This is a genomic window from Clostridium pacaense, from assembly GCF_020709765.2.
Taxonomy (GTDB): domain Bacteria; phylum Bacillota; class Clostridia; order Lachnospirales; family Lachnospiraceae; genus Enterocloster; species Enterocloster hominis.
Window position 1 is genome coordinate 34171 of sequence record NZ_JAJFEB020000028.1, and the last position, 20902, is coordinate 55072.

Genomic DNA, 20902 nt, shown 5'->3' on the forward strand with positions numbered 1-20902 from the left:
AAATTATTTAGCTGGAAGAATTGGTGGCTGAGATGAAAAGCAGTGTCCGATGACGGCTTTGATGGCTGATATCGGGCACTTTTTGTATGAGGGGGTTTTCTGGGATTCTGGGATTGGGAAGCCTGTATTTTGGCTGGTTTCAAAATTTCCTTCCGGCTTTTCTCCATTTATATTGACAGAAAATAAAAGAAATGATAAAAATATTAAAATTTCCCTGTAACGTTCCGCCCCATTCCAACACCAATTAACATAAGGAGGAAATGCATATATGGATTCCATGGAAGAAATCTATTTAAAGCACGGAAAAATGGTATATGGTTTTCTCTTGACCCGGACACAGGACCCGGATCTGGCGGAGGAGCTGACCCAGGAAACATTTTACCGGGCAGTGAAGAATATTGGTAAGTATAAAGGGGAAAGCAGTGTCTCCACCTGGCTGTGCGGCATAGCGAAGAATCTGTGGTATGAGCATGTGCGCAGGCAGAAGAAACATATGCCGCTGGAGGAGGCGGAGGAAATCCCTGTGGATTCCGCCGAAACCCAGCTGTTCCATTCCTGGGACAGCATACAGGTCCTGAGGCTGATTCACAATCTGGAGAATCCCATGCGGGAGGTAATGTATCTCAGGCTGGTGGGTAACCTGACATTTGGTCAGATTGGCGAAATTATGGAAAGAAGTGAGAACTGGGCAAGGGTGACCTATTACCGTGCAAAAGAGCGGATAGTGAAGGAGGCGGAGAAATTATGAGCAGGAAAATACCATGTGAAATCATAAAAGACCTGATGCCTTTGTACGCGGACGGCCTCACATCGGAGGCTACGGGGCAGGAGATTGAGGCGCATCTTAAAGAGTGTGGGGAATGCAGGCGTATGTATCAGCGCATGAAACAGGAGGTGGAAGGCGAGAAGGAAGCTGTGGGCAGCACTGAAGCAGAGGAAATCGATTATCTGAAAAAGGTGAAACGGAGAAACCTGCAAAATGTGCTTCTGGGCGCTGGAGCCGTGTTCCTGGCCATGGCGCTGGCCGTGTTCATTAAGCTGTTTATCATTGGTTATCCATCCGATGCCTATATAATAACCTATACGGATATCAATGGAAGCCAGGTACGGGTAGGAGGCTCGTTTTATAATTCAGCCTCTGTTTTCAGCAGGTATAAAATGGTGAGGAAGGATGATGGGACAGAGGAAATGGTGGTCTATGCATGTCTTGCCTCGCCCTGGAACCGCAACGGCACCTTCAACCTGGAGATGGGCCTTCCGGCAGAGGGCATGCAGATGGATATCAGGGGCATGACCGTTAAAAGCAATGGGGAAGTGGTGGGCAGGCAGGCCAATGAGCTGTTTAAGGCGAAGAACCCGTATATCGGGGATGCGTCTGCCGACGGAAAGCTGGCCGGGCTTGTGGGAATATCAAAATCCCTGGGGGTTTTTAAGAATCAGCTTCAGACCTCTGAAGAGCCATATGGCTGGACCTTGAATTTTGAGGACAGTACATCCAATTCAGCTACGTTTGAGGAAAAGATGAAGGCGTTTTCCTGTATGCTGATTGCGCTTACGGGAAACCTTGGGGAAGTGCAATGGAATTACACAGTGGAGCTTGAGGACGGGCCGGTTCAGAGAAGCGGCAGGATGACAGAGGCGGAGTGTTCCGAATATGTGGGCGCCCCTGTCAAGTCCTTTGCAGACAGCCCGGAGGGCGTGCAGGCGCTTCTGGATTTACTGGAAATCAGTGACAGATAAAAGGGCCAGGCCGGCCGCCACTCCATCAATATCCAAAAGCCAGCGCCCCGCCGTCAACCGCAAAATCCTGCCCCGTAATATAGCTGGCGCCAGGGCCGCACAGGAAGCTTGCCAGGGCGCCTAAGTCCCTGGTGTCACCGTAGGAATGAAGGGGCATGCGGCTGAGGATTTTCTGCTCCCTGGCAGGGTCGGCCACCTCTTTTAACATCTTGCTCTGGAACCAGCCTGGGGCAATGCTGTTGACACAGATATTGTCCTGGGCCCACTCAACGGCCAGGCCCCTGGTCATGGATAATACGGCGCCCTTGCTGGTGCAGTAGGGAACAACTTCGGAGAAACCAAGGTGGGCGCTCATGCTTGTGATATTGATGATGCGGCCTCTTCCGGCGGACTGTTTCAGATATGGGTAACAGAGCTGGCTCATGACAAATACATATTTTACGTTTACGTCCATGACGCGGTCAAACTGGTCTAAGGGGAAGGACTCGGCCCGGCACTTAAAGGTGGCCCCGGCATTGTTCACAAGGAAATCCAGGCAGCCGCCGTTCTTTGCTGCAATCTCATCTATCAATGCTTTCATTGAGGCCATATCGCTGATATCGCCTTTCAGGTGGATGACTCCGGGCGCGCTTTCGCCCATGCCCTCCTTGGGCGCTCCGGTACGGCTGATGGAGTAGACCGTGGCGCCGTCACCGGCCAGCACGTTGGCAATCTGGAATCCGATGCCGCTGCTTCCTCCCGTGACAATACCCACTTTATTCTGTAAATCTGACATTTTTTGTTCCTCCTTGTAAATAAATCCATATTTGTTGTATAATAACAGTGATTGTTTTAGGGCATGGATTTTCAGACAGGCCCCAGGATGATACTTTTTCTTTGAAAGGTGCAGCGCTGTGAATACAAAAGTGACAATCAGGGATGTGGCGGCCAAGGCAGGCGTTTCCATCAGTTCAGTGCATTTTGCCCTCAGCGGAAAGGCGGGGGTAAGCGATGAAACCCGCGAAAAAATCCGCAGGACAGCCGAGGAGATGGGATACCAGCCCAATACCCTTGCCTCCAGTCTGAAACGCAGCACCCAGCGGATTGCAATCCTGCTTCCCAGCGATGCAGGGGATAATAAATATTATTACCAGCCCATGTGGAGAGGGGTCCATGACTATCTGTCCAAGCTCAACGCCAATGTTGAATGCATTGAGCTGCCTTACTATGAGTCTGATAAGAATGAAGTATTTGCAAAGCTGAAACAGCTTGTCATGGAGCGCAGGATTGACGGCATCCTTACGGTGGGGCATGTGGATGGGTTTTCCGCGGCCCAGGACTGGCAGGACATACATGACAGGGATATATCCGTCGTGAGCATTAATTCGGAGAACAAGCTTTGCGACAGCCTATGCTGTATCCAGCCGGAATATGATGTCATAGGCCGGACCATGGCGGAGCTGATCATTGACCGGATTCCGGAATTCGGAAGCATTTTCCTCTGTGCGGGCAATCCGAAATGGGATGCCCACTCCCTGATCGTAAAGGGGTTTGATGATTATCTTGCTGAAAACCGCTGCCCTAATATGGTGTATAAGGACTATTCCTACTCCATCAACCGGCAGAATTATCTTAATATTTTTAACAAGCTTACACGGCCGGACGTGGCGGCGTGCTGCAGCGTCTATTCCCAGGGCACGGTCATGCTGGGACAGGCCCTGGAGGAAAGCAAAAAGGCCGGAAAGGTATATGCGGTAGGCTCCGACCTTCCGGATGTGACGGCAGAACGGCTCCGGCGCTCCGTGCTTAACAATGTGATCCAGAAGAATCCCTATGCCCAGGGATATGTGGGCATACGCACCCTGGCTGAATACCTGATCAGCGGCAAGGTGCCGGAGCAGAAAAGGGTGTTTGTTGGAAGTGAAGTGGTACTTAAGAGCAACCTTGTGATGTATGAGCATGAGCAGTACCGCTACATGTTCCTCTGATTACTGGCTGCTGCCCTTGCCTCCCTTCTGGTCTGCCCTACACAATTACCAATGAATATGATACCCGCTATTTACGCCAGATAGTGCTATCTTCCATACTCCTGGCAGATATAATTATGGCAGGCGGACTGGATCAGATCCCAGTCAAGCTCGGCCCCTACGCCCGGCTTGTCCGGCACGTGGATGATACCGTTTCCGTCAATGGGAAGGTCGCCCTTCATGGGGAAGCGGTAATTGTCCTCGGGCACGAAATATTCAAAATATTCGCAGTTCTTAATCGCACAGCTGACGTGAAGGTTGGCCATATCCATATAGTTCATGGTAGTTGTATGGATTTCGCAGTTCAGGCCAAAGCCTTCCGCCATATGTGCGATTTTCAATGTCCCGGTGATGCCGTCCTTCCAGCTTACGTCGGCCCGGACAATATCGGCAGCCCTCTGCGCAATGACCTGGGCCACGCCCCAGTGACAGCCGCGTGTGGTTTCCGTTGCGGCGATGGGGATGTCCAGGGTACGGCACAGCTCCGTGTATTTGTAAAGCTCAAAATCGCGGAACGGCTCCTCGAACCATTTATAATCCAGCTTTTCAAGCTGCCGCCCTACCCGTATGGCCTCGTCCAGGGTATAGTCGCCCACGGGGTCGGTCATCAGAACAAAATCTTCGCCCACCGCTTCCCTGACAGCTGCGTGGACTTTCATGTCAAATTCCGCAGGCCCGGCTGGATGGGCCTTGTAGCCCTTGATTCCCCTGCTCTTGTAATAGAGGGCCTCGTCCACATAGTCCTGGACGGAACTTAAGAAGTTACTGCTGGCATATACGGGCAGGCTGCTGCGGTAAGCGCCGATGTACTTATATAAGGGAAGCCCGGCTTCCTTGGCGCAGATATCCCACAGGGCCACGTCCACCGGGCCGGGCAGGAATACGGGGAAAAATGCTTCGTGCCGGTCAATGACCCAGAGTTCCTGGAAGATGGCTTCCCGGTCATGGGGGTCCCTTCCCAATACCACAGGGGCAATGCTTTCCTGCAGGTAGGATTCGCTGACAGCCCCGCTTCTCGCCGCCATGCAGGTGGCAATCCCTTCCACGCCTGTGTCGGTGGTAAGCTTGATGACAATCACATCCCAGCCCATTTTCGCACCGCCCTGGCGCCGTTCGTCAAAGAGACATTTTCCTCTTTCTACCCACCAACTCTCAAATCTTGTAATAATCATACAAATATTACCTCCAATATGGATATTTAACGCATAAATAACTAAAAAAACGTTTTAGAAAATTATAGCAACAAGGGGAGGGAAAGTAAAGGAAGGAATAAAGTTTAGTTTCGAACTGTGATTATGTCGAAAATAAATTAGATATTTTGTGCTATTTTTACCAAAATATCAACTAAACAAACTAAAACCTCCTGTGGATTGACAAAGTATTTTAATGGTGGTATGCTAAATCATGAAAATACTATATGCAATAACAAAAACGTTTTTGTAAATTTTAGGAGGGTACAGAACATGAAAAAAACTTTATTTGCAATTACCATGGCAGCTTTCACCGCAATGTCGCTGGCAGCATGCGGTTCCGGTTCAGGAAAGACAGATACCACAGCTGCGGCTGGAACAGAGGCGGCAAAAGAAGCAGGGGATGCTAAGAAGGAAGAGACAGGAGCGCCTGCGGCGGCAAGCGGCGACAGCATCAAGCTTACATGGAGCGAGGTAAACGGCGAGGACTACGGCGCCACTGTGGGAGCAAAGGAGTTTGCAAAGAAGATTGAGGAGCTGTCCGGCGGACAGATCACAGTTGAGCTTTACCTCAACGGTACGCTTGGCAATGAGAAGGAGAGCATGCAGGGAATCCAGATGGGCACCCTGGATATATTCAGAGGAAACGCTTCCTCCCTTTCCAACTACGGCGCTGATAAAATCAGCCTGAGCGGACTTCCTTTCCTGTTTAAGGACATGGATCAGTTCCAGGAGATGGCGGTCAGCAGCCTGGGCCAGGAATTACTGGCATCTGTTGACGAGGCGGACTGCGGCTATGTGGCCCTGGGCTGGCTCACAGAGGGACCGAGACACATGTTCATCACGGAAAATACATATAAGAAGTTAGGCAACCCTTCTGAGTTCTCACTGGATATGATGAACGGCTTAAAGATGAGGGTTCCGGAGACAGACCTGATGGTCAATACCATGACGGCATTAAAGGCATCCGCAACACCCATTGCATACTCCGAGCTTTACACTTCTTTACAGTCAGGCGTTGTTGACGGGGCGGAGAATGACGTGATTAACTACATGGCTAATTCCTATAACGAGGTTGCGCCTTATTTCATTCCGGATGCACATACCTTTGGCTGCGGCGTGATCCTGATGAACAAGGACAGATGGAACTCCATGACAGAAGAGCAGCAGGGCTGGATGAAGGAAGCGGCCGAGGCAGCAGGCAGGACATGTTACGAGTATAACCAGGAGAAGATTCAGGCTACCTTTGACAGCTTTGAGGAAAAGGGCGTGACAAAGCTGGAGGTTGCCGACCTGGACAAGTGGTCAGAGGCGTGTGAGAGCGTCTACTCCTCCTATGATGCGGATTCACAGGCAATCATTGAAAAGCTTAGGAATGCAGAGTATTAATCAGAGATGGTCCTGACGGTACGTGAATAACTGTAAAAGGGTGCTGCGGATAATCCCGGCAGCATCCTTTTCTTTTAAGGAAAAGGAAAATTTATGGACGGATTAAAAAAATTCAAAGAATTATGGGAGTCGGTTGATAAGGTGGTATTCGGCATTGTAAAACATGTCTGCGTCCTTATGCTGGGCGCCCTGGTGGCAATCGTATTTTATATTTTTGTGGGGCGGTATTTCATACATAAATCCCCGATGTGGGGAGAGCCCATGTCCCTGTTCCTGCTGACCTGGATGAGCATCCTTGGTTCTTCCCTGGTGCTGCGCACGGATGAACATCTGAAAGTGACCATGTTTGACGAGAAGATGAGTAAGGGCGCCCTTCTTGTGACGGACCTGCTTGCAACCGCATGTATCTTTGCCTTTGCCGTGTTCATGTTCGTGTACGGCAGACAGCTGATGCAGCAGGCCAGGACCAATACCATGGCAGGCGTTAATATTCCCTATGCGTGGATGTATCTGTCCCTTCCGGTGACAGGGGTCCTGTATGTTCTGGCATTGATTACACAGTGGACAAGGAGGATTGGTGAGTGATGAGTACGACAGTTGCTGCAACATTGTTATTAATAGGTCTGTTCCTTGTTCTGGTATTCCTTCGGGTGCCCATCGTATACGCCATCGGTATCGCGTCCCTGGCTGATTTCTTTTACCTGGGCATCAATCCCATGCAGATGGCCCTTAAGTTTGTGGGAAACCTGAACTCTTATACGCTGCTGGCGGTCCCCTTCTTCATCCTGATGGGGGAACTTATGAGCGCTGGCGGGATTACGGATACCCTGATTGATTTTTCAAAGGAACTGGTAGGCTGGTTCAGGGGCGGCGCGGCCATGGTCAATGTGGTTGCCTCCTTTTTCTTCGGAGGCATCTCCGGATCCTCCTCGGCTGACTGTGCATCCCTTGGACCGATTGAGATTAAGATGATGGAGGACCAGGGATATGACAGGGATTTTGCCACCTGTCTTACCATGGCAAGCTCCGTGGAAGGCATCCTGGTGCCTCCCAGCCAGAACATGGTCATCTTCACCCTGGCTGCTTCCGGCGTCACAAGCGTTTCCATCGGCCAGCTGTTCCTGGCAGGCTATGTTCCCGGCGCGGTGTTGTCCATTGTATTGATGGTCTATTCTTACTATGTGTCTGTTAAGATGAACTATCCTGTAACGGGAAGGTTTGACCTGAGGGCCTGCCTGCGCGCGTTCAGCAGGGCCGTATGGGGTATGCTCTCCGTGCTGTTTGTGGTGGTGGGTGTCATCACCGGTGTGTTTACCACGACGGAATCAGCTGCCTGCGCAGTGGTGTGGTCCATGGTGGTGGGCCTGTTTATTTACAGAGGTTTCAGCTTTAAGGATATTCCCCGTATTTTCAACAATGTCACCATGACGCTTGGAAAGGTGCTGATCCTTCTGGGCGTGTCAGGCGCATTTACATACCTTCTGACCTACCTTAAGGTGCCGTCCATTGTATCCGAAGCCCTGTTCAGCCTGACGGACAATAAGATCCTGATCCTCATCATGCTGAACATCCTGATGCTGTTGCTGGGCTGCATGATTGAGATGGCCTGCCTGATCCTGATGCTGACGCCGGTCATCCTTCCAATCTGGATGTCCCTTGGGTTATCACCCATCCACCTGGGAGTGGTGATGGTGCTGAACCTTGGTATCGGCCTTCTGACGCCTCCGGTAGGTTCCACCCTGTTTATCGGAAGCGCCATCTCGGGGATTAAGATTGAGAAGCTGGCAAAATCAATGATTCCATTTTACATTGTAATGGGCATTGCGCTGGTCATCCTTACTTACTTCCCGCAGAGTTTTATGTGGCTTCCTAATATGGCGATATAATGCGGCGGTATAATGCGGTAACATAATGCGGCGGTATGATATGGCGATATTGATATAACGGTTTAATATAAGGTTTTGAATGGAGGGACATACCATGTCACAATGGAATAATGACGAAGAATTATTTACCCTGATGAAAGAAAAGCTTTACACCCCCGTGGTTGGGGATATCCTGGACCAGATGGGATATAAGCACCAGTTCCTTCCGGCTGCCATCCGGCCCCTGGAGGCCCTGGTACCGGCGGATGCGTTTGTTGACCGCAGCCAGCCGGACAACCGTCTGAAGCTGGCCGGGTATGCGTGTACGGTTCTGGAAAACGATGTATTTGACAGTCCTAAAAAGCCCTTCGGCTATCTGACTGAGGCCCTGGACCAGTTAAGGCCCAATGACATCTACATTGCCACTGGCGCCCATCACAGCGCGCTGTGGGGGGAACTGCTGACAGCGACTGCCAAGGCAAGAGGGGCAGTGGGCGCTGTGCTGGATGGCTACAGCAGGGATACGCCCCAGGTGCTGGAGCAGAATTTCCCTGTATTCTGTACACAGTGCTGGGCACAGGATTCCTCGGTCCGCACCTATGTGTGCGATTACCGATGCACCATCGAGATCGGCCAGGTGACCATCCATGACGGCGACCTTGTATTCGGCGACATTGACGGCGTCCTGATCATTCCGGCTGAGGTTAAGGACGAGGTGATTGAAAAGGCCCTCATTAAGGCGGCTGGAGAGAAGACCGTGCGCCGGGCCATCGAGGGCGGCATGTCGGCTACCGACGCATTTGCGGAATTTGGAATACTGTAAAGGAAATCCGGGGGCATAGGTTTTATATGGAAAAAGAGATTAAGGCGTTTCAGATTGACCTTGGGGATAATGTGGCCACTGCCCTGGCCGGGATTAAGGCGGGGCAGGAGGCCGGGCTGACCGGGGACCACGGTGAGGAATCCATCAAGGCGGCAACGGATATTCCTGCCGGACATAAGATTGCCCTTAAGGATATAGGGGCAGGCGGGCATATTGTAAAATACGGTGTTGTGATTGGGCGCGCCACGGCGGACATACCTAAGGGAAGCTGGGTCCATCTCCACGTGATGCAGAGCATCTATGACGAGCGGTCCAGCCACCTGGACGTCCGGACCGGTGCGCCAAAGGATACTAAATATGAGTAGTGAGGAAAAGAGGATGGAACTGACGGAGTGGTCCTGGCAGGGCTATGGGAGAAAGCACGGGGCGCCCGGGATACGCAACCGGGTGCTGGTCATCTATACGGTCAAATGCTCGGAGTTCGTGGCCAGGAGGATCGTGGAGGAGTCCGGGCATCCGGATGTGGAGCTGGTAGGCTTTGACGGGTGTACCGACAACCAGTATGCGGTGGACCTGCTGATCAGCCTTATAAAGCATCCCAATGTGGGCGCCGTGCTGACCGTGGGACTGGGCTGCGAATACATCCAGCCCCAGTGGCTGGCGGACGTGGCGGTCAAAGAGGGCAAGGAAGCTTCCTGGATGTCCATACAGCAGGAGGGCGGGACGAAACCAACAGTCACAAAAGGCACGGCCTGGGTCGGGGAAACCCTGGAACGGCTTAAGCACACCCCGCGGGTAAGGATGGGGTTCAAGGACCTGGTCATCGGCGCGGAGTGCGGAGGCAGCGATTATACCAGCGGCCTGGCGGGCAATGTCGTGGTTGGGCGTTTCTTTGACCGTCTGGTGGACCTGGGCGGCTGCGCCATATTTGAAGAGATTGTGGAGGCCATCGGACTGGACGGACTTTTGGTGGGCAGGGCGGCAGACCCGGAGGCTGCAAGGGAACTGCGCTACACCTACGACAAGGCCCTGGATTACTGCAGATCCGTGCGCCAGTATTCGGTCAGCCCCGGGAACTTTGCCGGAGGCCTGTCCACCATTGAGGAAAAGAGCATGGGAGCGGTGATTAAAAGCGGTTCCCGCCCCATTGAAGGCGTGTTGAAGGTTTCGGTCCCCCCGAAGCACGGCGGCCTGTGGCTGCTGGATTCCACGCCGGATCCGCATTTCATGCAGTTTGGGATTACCAACCCCAATGACAATGAGGGCCTTATGGACCTGATCAGCTGCGGCGCCCACATCGTGTTCCTGGTAACAGGCAGGGGCAATGTGGTGGGAAGCGCGGTTGCGCCCTGTATCAAGATTACGGGAAACCATGAGACATTCAGCCGCATGGAGGAGGACATGGACTTCGATGCAAGCCCTATCCTGTATGGAGGGATGAGCCAGAAGGAGATGGCCCTTGACCTGGCTGCATATGTGGCTGGAACAGCCGGAGGCACACCCACGAAGAGCGAGGTCCTGGGACATAAGGAATTTTATATCCCTTACAAGTATCAGGAAAAAGAGGTTGCATATAAACGGGCATGTGAAGGGTCTGTATAGATATGGACGTATAAGCGGATATGTGAAGGATTCATATAAGCATATAAACAGGCATGTCTGGACAGGGAACCATTGGCAGACGTGCCTTATGAGACAGGAGAGAGAAAATGGCTGCATTTACTGAAAATGAAATGAAGGATTTTAAAATAACAAACTGGTATGACCTTTCCGGCCAGGTGGCCGTGGTCACAGGCGGTTCCACGGGCCTGGGACTTGCCATTACCAGGTGCCTTGTAAGCGCCGGGGCCAAGGTGTGCGTCGTGAGCTTCGAGTCCCCGGAACAGGCGGCAGAGGCACTGGAAGAATTTGGGGATAAAACGGTGTTCTACCAGTTTGACATTACGGATACAAGCCATGCCCAGGCGCTGGTGGACCGGATCGTAACGGAGCAGGGGCGTGTGGACATCCTGGTTAACAATGCCGGGAACCATTGCAAGAAATTTATCTGGGATATGACGGTGGAGGATTACAAACGGGTCCTGGAGGTCCATCTGGTAGGCTCATTTGCCATGACAAAGGCAGTGGTTCCTTACATGAAGGAACAGAAAAGAGGAAGGATCATCTACCAGGCCAGCATGACCAGCTACATCGGGCAGCCCCAGGTGGCGGGATACTCCACTTCCAAGGCAGGTTTCCTGGGCATGATCCACACCCTGACAGCCGAGCTTGCCGAGTTCGGCGTAACAGTTAACGCCATTGCGCCAGGATGGATTGACACGCCCATGTTCCATCAGGCCGTGGACAACGATCCGCCGCGTCTGGCCAAGATCATGGGAAGGATTCCTGCCAAGACCGTGGGCGACCCCATGGACGTGGGTATGTGCGCGGCATTCCTTTGCAGCGATGCCGCCCGCTACATCAGCGGAAGCTGCATCCCTGTGGACGGCGGCGCCCTGATTGGATTTTAACCGGAGGATAAGAAGATGAACACAAGATTTGACGAGGAGCTGTTCCTTACAAGCAGGACAGGAAGCAGGCTCTACCACGAATATGCTGAAAAACTGCCAATCATAGACTACCATTGCCATCTCCAGACCTCTGAGATATGTGATGACAGGGAATTTGAGGACCTGGGGGAAATGTGGCTGCGGGGTGACCACTACAAGTGGCGCGCCATGCGTACCTTTGGGATTGATGAGAAATACATCACGGGAGAGGCCAGTTACCATGACAAATACCTTGCCTTTGCCTCCGTGTTCCCAATGCTTATCGGAAATCCTGTCTATATCTGGTGCGCCCTGGAACTGAAGCGGTATTTTGACATCGATGAGCCGCTGACAGCGGACAATGCAGAGGAAATCTACCAGAGGACAAAGGAATTAATCGTAAAGCGCCACATGACCAGGCGCTGGTGCATGGAGCACTCCAATGTCAGGCTGGCCAGTACCACCGAGGACCCGGTGGATGACCTGCACTGCCACATTGCCCTTCAGAAGGAGAAGATGTTTACAAGGGTCATCACTGCCTTCCGTCCGGACAAGGCCATGTTCATTGAACAGGATGGGTTTTCGGATTATCTGGAGCAGCTCCAGGAGGTGTCCGGCATTGGGATTGATTCCTTCGAAACCATGCTGGATGCCCTGGAAGCAAGGCTTAAGTTCTTCCAGGAAACAACCAAAACCACGGTCAGCGATGACGGGGTGCCGCATTTTACATGGGCTGATTATACGGATGGGGAGATTGCCGGGATATTTGAAAAGGCGAGGAAGAATGAACCTGTGTCGGCCCATGAGGTGGACCAGTACCAGAGCGCGTTCCTTTATGAGATGGGGCGCAGGTACAGCCGGAATAACTATGTGATGCAGCTCCATATCGGTACCTACCTGGATGCCAACAGGGACGGGGTCAGGCGGACAGGACATTCCACCGGGTTTGACTGTACGGACGACCAGTGCTCCGTGACCAGCGTGGGTGAATTGCTGAACCGGCTGACCATAGCAGGGGAACTGCCTAAGACCATCCTGTACCCTCTTGACGGCATGAAGATTGAGACATGGGCCGTGCTTGCAGCCGGCTTCTGCGACGGCAGCGTGAGGGGAAAGGTGCAGTTAGGCGCGCCCTGGTGGTTCAATGACCAGGCATTTGGCATCAAGCGCCAGTTTGAGGCATGCGCCAACCTGTATCCGGTTAGCCTGTCCGTGGGCATGCTGACGGACAGCAGAAGCTTCATATCCTATCCGCGCCATGAACTTTACAGACGGGTACTGTGCAATTATCTTGGGGAGCTGGTGGACAGAGGGGAATATTTCTCCGGCGAGGCAGCCTTAAAACAGGTGATTGAGGATGTGTGCTTCAACAATGTGAATGAATTCTTTGGCTTTCATGTAAATGAAGGATAGAGGTGGATGGATTGAGGCAGACGATTAACTTGACAGAGGCAGGATTGGATTCCACGGTCCGTCTGGCAGAGGTAAAGCTGGATGGCAGCGATACTGGTTCGGAATGTGGTCCGGAATACGGTCCGGAATGCATCAAGGGAAATGTGATTATCTGCCCGGGGGGCGCGTACCGGTGGCACTCCCCAAGGGAGGCCCTTCCCGTGGCAAAGGCATTTGCCGCACAGGGATGGAAACCATGGATTCTGTACTACAAGGTATCGGTCCATGGCGAGGTCCTTGGTACGGCGCCTCTTTGCCAGGCAGCCGCGGCAGTGCGCAAGGTGCGCGCTGCCAGCCCCGGCAGGCCCGTTATCCTCTGTGGTTTTTCCGCAGGAGGCCACGTGGCTGCCAGCCTTGGCGTGCACTGGAACGATGAACATCTTTTTGCTTGGGAAGATTGTTCTGTAATCCGCCCGGATGGACTGATCCTGGGATACCCGGTCATCACGGCAGGGAAATACGCCCACAGGGAGAGTATGGAAATGCTTGCGGGGCCGAATCCTGCGGCGGTAGAGGGGGATCCTGCGGGGTCAGATCCTGCGGCGGCAGAAGGGAATCCTGCAGGGCCGGATTCTGCGGCGGCAGAGGGGAATCCTGCGGGGCCGGGATACTATAGTCTGGAAGCGTACGTAGATGTGCAGACACCGCCTGCTTTCATATGGCACACTGCCGGGGATTCCACGGTCGCGGTCCAGAATTCCCTGTGCTTTGCCGAAAGCCTGGCTGCAAAAGGCGTCCCCTTTGAGCTTCACATCTATCCCTACGGTGAGCACGGGCTGTCCCTGGCCACCAGGGAGGTAGAGGAAGCTGAAAAACAGCGGTACGCGGACCCCCATGTGGCCGGATGGTTTGACCAGTGCGCCCAATGGCTGGACCTGGTATTCTTACATCCTCATGCCTCCGCATGAAAATACTCCATACAGAACTGTAAAAACAGCTGTCCCGCATTGGACATACGGCGCCTGGAATCATAGGTCAGGCTGATGGTGCGCTCTATGACAGGATAGGTAAGGGGGATGCATACAATATCCTCTGGAAGCACGGAACCCAGGGTTATCTCGGGAACCACGGATATTCCCACCCCATTGCGCAGGAAGGTCTCATAGGTGGTCCCGTTGTCGCATTCCGCAATGATGTTGGGCCGGAACCCGGCCTTCAGACAGTAGAATTCCAGGTCTTCCCTGCGGTTGGAGGCCACGAAGGGATAGGGGGCTGCCTCCTTCAGGTGGATGGACTCCCGCCCGGCCAGGGGATGCTGCTTCTGGACTGCCAGGACAAACCGTTCCGTCAGGATGGGAATCACGCTGTTTCCGGCCAGCGGGGTGAAGCCGGCGTCCGCGGTGATACAGAAATCGCAGTCATACATGAACATGTGCTCATAACGTATGTAATTGCTTAGCTGGAGCTTGATGAAGGGATAGCGCTGGTGGAAGGCGATGTAAAAGCCCGGCATATAAGAGGAGGCGGACAGGACCAGGAGCCTGACATTGCCAAAGGGTTCATTAGACAGTTCCCTGACCTCCGAGACCGTGTCGTCAATCAGGTTGATGCTCTGGTCTATTTTCTGATAAAATATCTCCCCTGCCCGGTTCAGGAAGATGGAACGGTTGCGCCTTACGAACAGGGGCGTGCCAAGTTCCTTTTCCAGGGCAGAGATTGTCTTGCTGAGGGCGGGCTGGGAAATCATCAGTTCGGCAGCCGCCTTTGTCATATTCTGATGTTTCGCCACCACGCAGAAGTAGCGGAGCTGCAGCAATTCCATGTTCATACCCTCCTTTTAGAATCCATAACCTGAAGGTCATGGAAAACATGAGTAAACATATATTAGACATAATCATAAAAATAGTATATACTACTTTTCATAAACTGAAAAGTGGATTTTTGGAAGAGTTGCAGAGAGGCAAGGCAGCCTTCCTTTTTTTAAATCCTGCAATTTTAGTGAGTTAAAGCGGTAAAATAATTATGTGGAGGAGGAGCAATAATGAGTGTTGAGAATCTGCGCAGCGTGATGCACATTGATCCTAAGGAAGATGTGCTGTATTCCATTCCGGACAGCGACAACCACGGTGACCTGCTGATCCGCCCTCAGGGCGGGCGTATGATAAACGAACTGGGGGATACGGTGTACATCAAAGATGCGTTCGTGCCGTATCACGACCATGAGAATGGATATGAGACATTCCTGATTGACGGGGGTTCTGCCGAGGTATGCATCAACAAGAAGAAATGCATCATCGAGAGAGGCGATATCGTACATATCCGTCCCTATGTGAACCACGGCTACCGCTACCTGGAGGAGAACACTATCTGGAGGGAAATGTTCCAGGACATGGACATGTATAACTGTGTGGAGGACAAGCATGTCATCCGCACCTACAGCCCTGAATACTGGGAGGACGAGGAGTTCAAGGCCAGGAGGTACACCCTTCTCGGAACCCTGTACCGGGATGACCCGGTGCCGGAGCCTGCCAGCAAGTATGATATCCCGGCCGTGCGTCCAAAAGGATGGGCCATCGCAGGCTTTGAGATAGACGGCATGAAGCTGAACCTGAAGGTGGGCCGCTGGGAGACTGACGGGGTAAAGGAAATCTGGGAACTGCTTCCTGAGAAGGGCCTTCAGATTGAGTGGAACTATCCATATGCGGGCAACGATGTGTACCTGGTCATGGAAGGAGCGGTCCATGTAAAGGCGGACGGCCATGATTTTACAGCCAGGAAGCGGGATGTGATCAACATTCCTCCTTACTACAAGCACACGCTGACTGTATTGGAGGAGGGGACGGTCATTTACGCCTACAACGTGCAGTCCTGTCTGATGCATGCCATGGAACGGCTGAAGGCAGAGAAGATACGCACGCCGGAAAACCTGAAGGACTGGGGCTACGTGGAGAAGATACTGCGTGAAAACAACTGCTGGGTTACCGGAATCCGCAAAATAACTGTGTAAAGGATGGGAAGGGTATGTTCGATTATAAAATACATATAACACCGGATGATTATATCCACGAGCTGGAAGAAAAGGACTGTAAGGACTATCTGTTCATTGCCCCTGTGGGGGAGACCCTGAACAATGAGATGAGCGATGTGTACTATCAGGAAAATGCCTTTGTGCCCTATCATGAACATTCAAAGGGATATGAGACATTTGCCATTGACAGGGGCAGCGTGGAGGTTACCATCAATGGAAAACGCGCCATAGCCGAGGCTGGGGATATGATCCACATCGAGCCATATATGTCCCATGGATTCCGTTTCCTGGAGGAAGGGACCATATGGAGGGAAATGTTCCTGGGCATGGACATGTACGGCGGAATCCTGGAAAAACAGCTCATTGACAGGAGCTGTCCTGAAAAACTCCAGGATGACGCATTCATGGCAGGATACCGCTTAAAGCACCATACCAAACGCCTTGGGGAACCCGAGCCTGAGGTGGTACCCAAGGAAGGGATGCCGCAGATCCGCCCAAAGGGAAAGAGCATTGCCCACTTTGCGTTTGACGGCATTGTGTGCAACCAGAAGGTTGGACGCCATGAGACAGGCGGGGTAAAGGAAGTCTGGGAATTTGTCATGGATGAGGGAGTCTGCGTGGAGTGGGACGCACTCCATCCTGACTGGGATTTATATGTGGTTAAGGAAGGACGGGTGGAGGTATCCGTACTGGGCAGGACTTTTGTGGCCAATGCCAGGGACATCCTGCACATTCCGCCATATACCGGTTATTCCATGAAAATACTGGATGACCAGACCGTTGTACACGCTTATAATGTAAAGGCGCTGGGACTGCGCCTGGCGGAAATCGTGGAGAAAAAGCTGGAGACAGGGCCTGACCTGGCAAAGCGCTGGGATGAGGTAAGGGATATTTTCCGGCAAAACAAAAGCTGCATTACGAAAATCAGCAGGGCTTAGGTATTAGTATGACCCGCAGGGCCGCTGCTGCCAGTGAAAAAAGGGGAAGCCTGTATGGGAAAGTATGTTATAAAACGTTTATTGCTGCTGATACCCATTTTGTTGGGGGTAAGCTTTATTATCTTTACAATCATGAATATGATTCCGGGGGACGTGGCTTCCCTGGTCCTGGGGGATAACGCGCCCCTGTCCGCAAGACAGGAGCTGACCCGGGAACTGGGACTGGACAAGCCGTTCTGGCTACGCTATGTGGATTATGTGTGGAACGCGCTCCACGGCAATTTTGGCCTGTCCTACCGGACAAGGACACCTGTGTTTACCGAGATATTCTCCAGATTCCCAACCACCATGAAGCTGGCCGCGGGCGCCATGCTGCTGTCGGTTGCAATCGGGGTTCCCCTTGGAATCCTGTCGGCGGTTAAGCAGTATTCGGCGCTGGATGTAATCAACTCGGTCACGGCCATGTTCTTTTCATCCATCCCCGCCTTCTGGCTGGGGCTTCTGTCCATCCTTCTGTTCGCGCTGAAGCTGGGATGGCTGCCCTCCAATGGGGCGGATTCGGTGAAGAGCTTCATCCTTCCTATCGTAACCCTGGCCCTGCCGGGCGCAGCGGAAATCCTCCGTCTGACCCGTTCCACCATGCTGGAGGTCATAAGGCAGGACTATATCCGCACCGCAAGGGCAAAGGGCGCGTCCAGCATGGTGGTCATATGGAAGCACGCCTTAAAGAATGCGCTTTTGCCGGTCATCACGGTGGCGGGCATGCATTTCGGGGCATTGCTTGGCGGTTCCGTGATTACGGAATCCGTATTCGCAATGCCGGGGGTGGGAACCCTTGCCATTGACGCCATCCGGAGCAAGGATACGCCTCAGGTAATGGCTGCGGTACTGATGCTGGCTGCCCTGTTTTGTATCATTATGCTGATTGTGGACCTGCTGTATGCGTTCATTGATCCGCGTATCCGTTCAAGATACAGTAAGTGAGGGCCGAAGATATGAGTGAAAGAGATAAAACGGCGGCTGTTAAGAGAAACAGTCCTGCCAGGGAGATTTGGAGAAGGTTTAAGAAGAACAAGGCAGCCATGCTGGGGCTGGGTATATTTTCAGTCATGGTCCTGCTGGCCGTGTTCGCGGATGTCATATGCGATTACGACACCCAGGTCATTGCCCAGGATGTGGCGAACCGGCTGAAGGCGCCCAGCAGCGCCCACTGGTTTGGCACGGATGCATATGGGCGGGATATCTTCGCAAGGGTGGTGCATGGGGCCAGGATTTCCATCATCATCGGCCTTGCCGCCACGGTGGGCAGCGTGTGCATCAGCGGGATACTGGGTTCCATTGCCGGATATTACGGCGGACGCATTGACAATGTCATCATGCGGGTGCTGGATACGTTCCTGGCAATCCCGGGCGAGCTTTTAGCCATGGCCATCGTGGCTTCCCTGGGACCGAGCATGACCAACCTGCTGATTGCCGTGACCATTGCAAGGATTCCTCCATTTACAAGGGTCATCCGCTCCTCCATCCTGACCGTGATTGACCAGGATTACATAGAGTCGGCCATAGCCAGCGGGGCCAGGGATTCCTATATCATCGTGAAACATATCCTTCCCAATGCAATGGGGCCGATCATCATCCAGGCCACCATGGGCGTGGGCAGGATGATACTGACAGCTGCCGGTATGAGTTTTATCGGAATGGGCGTGCAGCCACCGCTTCCCGAGTGGGGTTCCATGCTGGCCGAGGGACGGGATTTCATGCGGTATTCCCCGTATATTACCTTGTTCCCGGGCCTGGCAATCATTCTGACCTCCCTGGCGCTCAATCTTTTAGGCGACGGATTAAGGGATGCCCTGGATCCGAAGCTTAAGAATTAAGGGGGGACAGCCATGACGGACGCATTATTGGAAATCAAAGATTTGGAAATAGTATACCAGACAGACGAAGAGACGGTTCATGCAGTGAACCGGATCAGCCTGAATGTGAACACCAAGGAAACCCTTGGGCTGGTGGGCGAGACAGGCGCGGGTAAGACCACCACGGCGCTGGCCATCATGCGCCTCCTGCCGGACCGGATTGGGAAGGTGGGCCAGGGGGAAATCCTGTTTGAGGGAGAAAACCTCCTTGATTTGAAAGAAAGTGAAATGCTTGGGGTACGGGGAGAGAAGATAGCCATGATATTCCAGGACCCCATGACCAGCCTGAACCCGGTGCTCACGGTGGAGGACCAGATACAGGAGGTGCTTCAGTTCCATAACCACAGCAGCCTGACCAGGGCGCAGATGGGGAAAAAGGTAGAGGAAATGCTGGAGCTGGTGGGTATTCCCGCGGCCAGGAAGACCTGCTACCCCCATGAGTTTTCCGGCGGCATGAAGCAGAGGGTGGTCATTGCCATGGCATTGGCCTGCAATCCCAGGCTTCTTATTGCAGACGAGCCAACCACTGCGCTGGATGTGACAATCCAGGCCCAGGTGCTGGGGATGATGGAAGAGTTAAAGGAACGGTTCGGCACCTCCATGCTTCTGATCACACATGACCTGGGGGTGGTTGCCCAGACCTGTGACCGCGTGGCCATCATGTATGCGGGCGAGATTGTGGAGCATGGAACCATAGAAGATATATTCACCGGGAAGGAACATCACCCGTATACCCAGGGACTGTTCGGTTCCATTCCCAGTATGACAGGGGATGCCAGGCGGCTGAACCCCATCGCGGGCCTGATGCCGGACCCCACCAATCTGCCCCATGGATGTAAATTCCATACCAGATGCCCCCACTGCATGGAAGTATGCAGGCAGCGCCTGCCGCAGGTTTACAGGGAAGGCACGCATGAGATTGCATGTCACCTTTATGGGGGAGATGGGAAACCGGGCAGCGAAGCTTCCTGTGGGGAGGATGTGAAACTGGGCAGCGAAGCTTCCTGTAGGGAGGATGTGAAACCGGGCAGCGAAGGTTTTGGTGGAGAAAGTGGGAAAATGGGCAGCGAAACAGAAGGCGCGGGCGCCGCAGGGTCTGCCGGAAAGGAGGCGGGACGCGTATGAATCAGATAAAACAGGATGTGCCGTTAATAGAAACCGTCCATCTGAAGAAGTATTTTGACACGGGTTCCGGCGTGCTCCACGCGGTCGATGATGTGAACCTGACCATCCAGCCAAGGAAGACCCTGGGAGTGGTAGGGGAATCCGGGTGCGGTAAATCCACGCTGGGCAGGACCATCCTCAGGCTGACGCCGGCCACGGAAGGGCAGATCCTTTACAACGGCAGGGACATCCTTTCTTACAACCCGCATCAGCTCCGGGAACTGCGCAGGGAAATGCAGATTATTTTCCAGGATCCATACTCCAGCCTGAATCCGCGTATGACGGTAAGCGAGCTGATTGCAGAACCCCTGGTAGTGAACAAGGTCATGAAGAATAAGAACCAGCTGAAGGAACGTGTCAAGGAACTGATGGAGACAGTTGGACTGGCGCCGCGTCTGGAAAATGCATATCCCCATGAACTGGATGGCGGAAGGCGCCAGAGGATAGGCGTTGCCAGGGCACTTTCCGTAAATCCCAAGTTCATTGTCTGCGACGAGCCGGTATCCGCTTTGGACGTGTCCATCCAGGCGCAGATACTGAACCTGCTTATGGACCTGCAGGACAACATGGGACTTACCTACATGTTCATCACCCATGACCTGTCCGTGGTACGCCATATCTCCGATGAGATAGCTGTCATGTATCTGGGACAGTGTGTGGAGCGGTGCGGTTCAAAGGAGCTGTTCGATAATCCGCTGCACCCGTATACAAAGGCGCTTTTAGATGCCATCCAGGTCCCTGACATTTCCCTCAGGGGAAAGAAGAAGCCGATTATCCGCGGGGAGGTCACAAGCCCCATTGACCCCAAGCCGGGATGCCGCTTCGCAGCCAGGTGCCCCCAGGCAACGGACGCGTGCTGGGGCAGCCAGATCCCGTTAAGAGAGGTAAGCGCAGGCCATTATGCTGCCTGTAATCTTATATAA

General features: G+C 53.1%; 22 protein-coding genes. 18 read left to right on the top strand and 4 right to left on the bottom strand.

All coding sequences use genetic code 11. From position 1 onward, the window contains the following. Positions 1-3: 3 nt before the first annotated feature. A complete protein-coding gene (locus LK536_RS55900; protein WP_506092257.1) occupies positions 4-279 on the bottom strand; it encodes a hypothetical protein in 276 nt (91 codons plus the stop codon). On the opposite strand from LK536_RS55900, the gene LK536_RS55905 reads away from it, so the two are divergent. Next, the gene (locus LK536_RS55905; RefSeq protein ID WP_025485388.1) at positions 269-748 is read left to right on the top strand and encodes an RNA polymerase sigma factor; all 480 of its coding nucleotides are present in this window, start codon (positions 269-271) and stop codon (positions 746-748) included. The genes LK536_RS55900 and LK536_RS55905 overlap by 11 nt on opposite strands. Continuing rightward, positions 745-1740, top strand: a complete 996-nt coding sequence (locus LK536_RS55910) for a zf-HC2 domain-containing protein (RefSeq protein ID WP_227797124.1) — start codon at positions 745-747, stop codon at positions 1738-1740. Before LK536_RS55905 ends, LK536_RS55910 begins: the two co-directional genes overlap by 4 nt. A 25-nt stretch (positions 1741-1765) precedes the next feature. Here LK536_RS55910 and LK536_RS55915 read toward each other — a convergent pair whose 3' ends face one another. Further along, positions 1766-2515 (bottom strand): SDR family NAD(P)-dependent oxidoreductase, encoded by a 750-nt coding sequence (locus LK536_RS55915; protein WP_227797123.1) that lies wholly within the window; start codon positions 2513-2515, stop codon positions 1766-1768. Positions 2516-2633: 118 nt separating this feature from the next. On the opposite strand from LK536_RS55915, the gene LK536_RS55920 reads away from it, so the two are divergent. Beyond that, positions 2634-3707 carry a LacI family DNA-binding transcriptional regulator gene (locus tag LK536_RS55920; protein ID WP_008720042.1) on the top strand — a complete coding sequence of 358 codons (1074 nt, stop codon included), beginning with the start codon at positions 2634-2636 and terminating at the stop codon, positions 3705-3707. An 86-nt stretch (positions 3708-3793) separates the two neighbouring features. Here LK536_RS55920 and LK536_RS55925 read toward each other — a convergent pair whose 3' ends face one another. Beyond that, positions 3794-4918, bottom strand: a complete 1125-nt coding sequence (locus LK536_RS55925) for an enolase C-terminal domain-like protein (protein WP_008720040.1) — start codon at positions 4916-4918, stop codon at positions 3794-3796. A 291-nt stretch (positions 4919-5209) separates the two neighbouring features. Between LK536_RS55925 and LK536_RS55930 the strand changes: the two genes are divergently transcribed. From LK536_RS55930 to LK536_RS55970, 9 genes are all read left to right on the top strand, one after another. Further along, positions 5210-6325 (top strand): TRAP transporter substrate-binding protein, encoded by a 1116-nt coding sequence (locus LK536_RS55930; RefSeq protein ID WP_227797122.1) that lies wholly within the window; start codon positions 5210-5212, stop codon positions 6323-6325. A gap of 93 nt (positions 6326-6418) precedes the next feature. Next, positions 6419-6910, top strand: a complete 492-nt coding sequence (locus tag LK536_RS55935) for a TRAP transporter small permease (RefSeq protein WP_008720035.1) — start codon at positions 6419-6421, stop codon at positions 6908-6910. After that, entirely contained in the window at positions 6910-8211 is a 1302-nt protein-coding gene (locus LK536_RS55940; protein WP_025485394.1) for a TRAP transporter large permease, read from the top strand. Before LK536_RS55935 ends, LK536_RS55940 begins: the two co-directional genes overlap by 1 nt. A gap of 94 nt (positions 8212-8305) precedes the next feature. Next, positions 8306-9013 (top strand): RraA family protein, encoded by a 708-nt coding sequence (locus LK536_RS55945; protein ID WP_008720031.1) that lies wholly within the window; start codon positions 8306-8308, stop codon positions 9011-9013. Positions 9014-9039: 26 nt separating this feature from the next. Continuing rightward, positions 9040-9378 carry a UxaA family hydrolase gene (locus LK536_RS55950; RefSeq protein WP_008720029.1) on the top strand — a complete coding sequence of 113 codons (339 nt, stop codon included), beginning with the start codon at positions 9040-9042 and terminating at the stop codon, positions 9376-9378. Beyond that, positions 9371-10615: a UxaA family hydrolase gene (locus LK536_RS55955; RefSeq protein WP_227797121.1), complete on the top strand. Its 1245-nt coding sequence runs from the start codon at positions 9371-9373 to the stop codon at positions 10613-10615. Before LK536_RS55950 ends, LK536_RS55955 begins: the two co-directional genes overlap by 8 nt. Before the next feature lie 107 nt (positions 10616-10722). Further along, positions 10723-11523 (top strand): SDR family NAD(P)-dependent oxidoreductase, encoded by an 801-nt coding sequence (locus LK536_RS55960; protein ID WP_008720025.1) that lies wholly within the window; start codon positions 10723-10725, stop codon positions 11521-11523. A gap of 15 nt (positions 11524-11538) precedes the next feature. Next, positions 11539-12954 carry a glucuronate isomerase gene (gene uxaC, locus LK536_RS55965; protein WP_227797120.1) on the top strand — a complete coding sequence of 472 codons (1416 nt, stop codon included), beginning with the start codon at positions 11539-11541 and terminating at the stop codon, positions 12952-12954. Positions 12955-12965: 11 nt separating this feature from the next. Continuing rightward, positions 12966-13901 (top strand): alpha/beta hydrolase, encoded by a 936-nt coding sequence (locus tag LK536_RS55970; protein ID WP_227797119.1) that lies wholly within the window; start codon positions 12966-12968, stop codon positions 13899-13901. On the opposite strand, the gene LK536_RS55975 is transcribed toward LK536_RS55970, so the two are convergent. Continuing rightward, positions 13886-14755, bottom strand: coding sequence for a LysR family transcriptional regulator (locus LK536_RS55975; protein WP_227797118.1), 870 nt, complete (start codon positions 14753-14755; stop codon positions 13886-13888). The genes LK536_RS55970 and LK536_RS55975 overlap by 16 nt on opposite strands. A gap of 219 nt (positions 14756-14974) precedes the next feature. Here LK536_RS55975 and LK536_RS55980 point away from each other — a divergent pair, with 219 nt between their 5' ends. The 6 genes from LK536_RS55980 to LK536_RS56005 are packed head-to-tail and all read left to right on the top strand — an operon-like array spanning position 14975 to position 20902. Next, complete coding sequence (locus LK536_RS55980; protein ID WP_008720019.1) at positions 14975-15940, top strand: cupin domain-containing protein; 966 nt, start codon at positions 14975-14977, stop codon at positions 15938-15940. 14 nt (positions 15941-15954) lie between these two features. Beyond that, positions 15955-16899: a cupin domain-containing protein gene (locus LK536_RS55985; RefSeq protein WP_120055078.1), complete on the top strand. Its 945-nt coding sequence runs from the start codon at positions 15955-15957 to the stop codon at positions 16897-16899. 54 nt (positions 16900-16953) lie between these two features. Next, positions 16954-17883, top strand: a complete 930-nt coding sequence (locus LK536_RS55990) for an ABC transporter permease (protein WP_008720017.1) — start codon at positions 16954-16956, stop codon at positions 17881-17883. An 11-nt stretch (positions 17884-17894) separates the two neighbouring features. Then, positions 17895-18776 (top strand): ABC transporter permease, encoded by an 882-nt coding sequence (locus LK536_RS55995; protein ID WP_025485401.1) that lies wholly within the window; start codon positions 17895-17897, stop codon positions 18774-18776. A 12-nt stretch (positions 18777-18788) separates the two neighbouring features. Further along, positions 18789-19940 (top strand): ABC transporter ATP-binding protein, encoded by a 1152-nt coding sequence (locus LK536_RS56000; RefSeq protein WP_227797117.1) that lies wholly within the window; start codon positions 18789-18791, stop codon positions 19938-19940. Continuing rightward, positions 19937-20902: an ABC transporter ATP-binding protein gene (locus LK536_RS56005; protein WP_008720015.1), complete on the top strand. Its 966-nt coding sequence runs from the start codon at positions 19937-19939 to the stop codon at positions 20900-20902. Before LK536_RS56000 ends, LK536_RS56005 begins: the two co-directional genes overlap by 4 nt.

Bases quoted from the DNA above. Each gene is read 5' to 3' on its own strand.
- LK536_RS56005 (WP_008720015.1), top strand. From the start codon at position 19,937: ATGAATCAGATAAAACAGGATGTGCCGTTAATAGAAACCGTCCATCTG.
- LK536_RS55990 (WP_008720017.1), top strand. From the start codon at position 16,954: ATGGGAAAGTATGTTATAAAACGTTTATTGCTGCTGATACCCATTTTG.
- LK536_RS55935 (WP_008720035.1), top strand. From the start codon at position 6,419: ATGGACGGATTAAAAAAATTCAAAGAATTATGGGAGTCGGTTGATAAG.
- LK536_RS55985 (WP_120055078.1), top strand. From the start codon at position 15,955: ATGTTCGATTATAAAATACATATAACACCGGATGATTATATCCACGAG.
- LK536_RS55930 (WP_227797122.1), top strand. From the start codon at position 5,210: ATGAAAAAAACTTTATTTGCAATTACCATGGCAGCTTTCACCGCAATG.
- LK536_RS55940 (WP_025485394.1), top strand. From the start codon at position 6,910: ATGAGTACGACAGTTGCTGCAACATTGTTATTAATAGGTCTGTTCCTT.
- LK536_RS55910 (WP_227797124.1), top strand. From the start codon at position 745: ATGAGCAGGAAAATACCATGTGAAATCATAAAAGACCTGATGCCTTTG.
- LK536_RS55955 (WP_227797121.1), top strand. From the start codon at position 9,371: ATGAGTAGTGAGGAAAAGAGGATGGAACTGACGGAGTGGTCCTGGCAG.
- LK536_RS55900 (WP_506092257.1), bottom strand. From the start codon at position 279: ATGGAATCCATATATGCATTTCCTCCTTATGTTAATTGGTGTTGGAAT.
- LK536_RS55975 (WP_227797118.1), bottom strand. From the start codon at position 14,755: ATGGAATTGCTGCAGCTCCGCTACTTCTGCGTGGTGGCGAAACATCAG.
- LK536_RS55945 (WP_008720031.1), top strand. From the start codon at position 8,306: ATGTCACAATGGAATAATGACGAAGAATTATTTACCCTGATGAAAGAA.
- LK536_RS55980 (WP_008720019.1), top strand. From the start codon at position 14,975: ATGAGTGTTGAGAATCTGCGCAGCGTGATGCACATTGATCCTAAGGAA.
- LK536_RS55915 (WP_227797123.1), bottom strand. From the start codon at position 2,515: ATGTCAGATTTACAGAATAAAGTGGGTATTGTCACGGGAGGAAGCAGC.
- LK536_RS55905 (WP_025485388.1), top strand. From the start codon at position 269: ATGGATTCCATGGAAGAAATCTATTTAAAGCACGGAAAAATGGTATAT.
- LK536_RS55995 (WP_025485401.1), top strand. From the start codon at position 17,895: ATGAGTGAAAGAGATAAAACGGCGGCTGTTAAGAGAAACAGTCCTGCC.
- uxaC (WP_227797120.1), top strand. From the start codon at position 11,539: ATGAACACAAGATTTGACGAGGAGCTGTTCCTTACAAGCAGGACAGGA.
- LK536_RS56000 (WP_227797117.1), top strand. From the start codon at position 18,789: ATGACGGACGCATTATTGGAAATCAAAGATTTGGAAATAGTATACCAG.
- LK536_RS55960 (WP_008720025.1), top strand. From the start codon at position 10,723: ATGGCTGCATTTACTGAAAATGAAATGAAGGATTTTAAAATAACAAAC.
- LK536_RS55950 (WP_008720029.1), top strand. From the start codon at position 9,040: ATGGAAAAAGAGATTAAGGCGTTTCAGATTGACCTTGGGGATAATGTG.
- LK536_RS55925 (WP_008720040.1), bottom strand. From the start codon at position 4,918: ATGATTATTACAAGATTTGAGAGTTGGTGGGTAGAAAGAGGAAAATGT.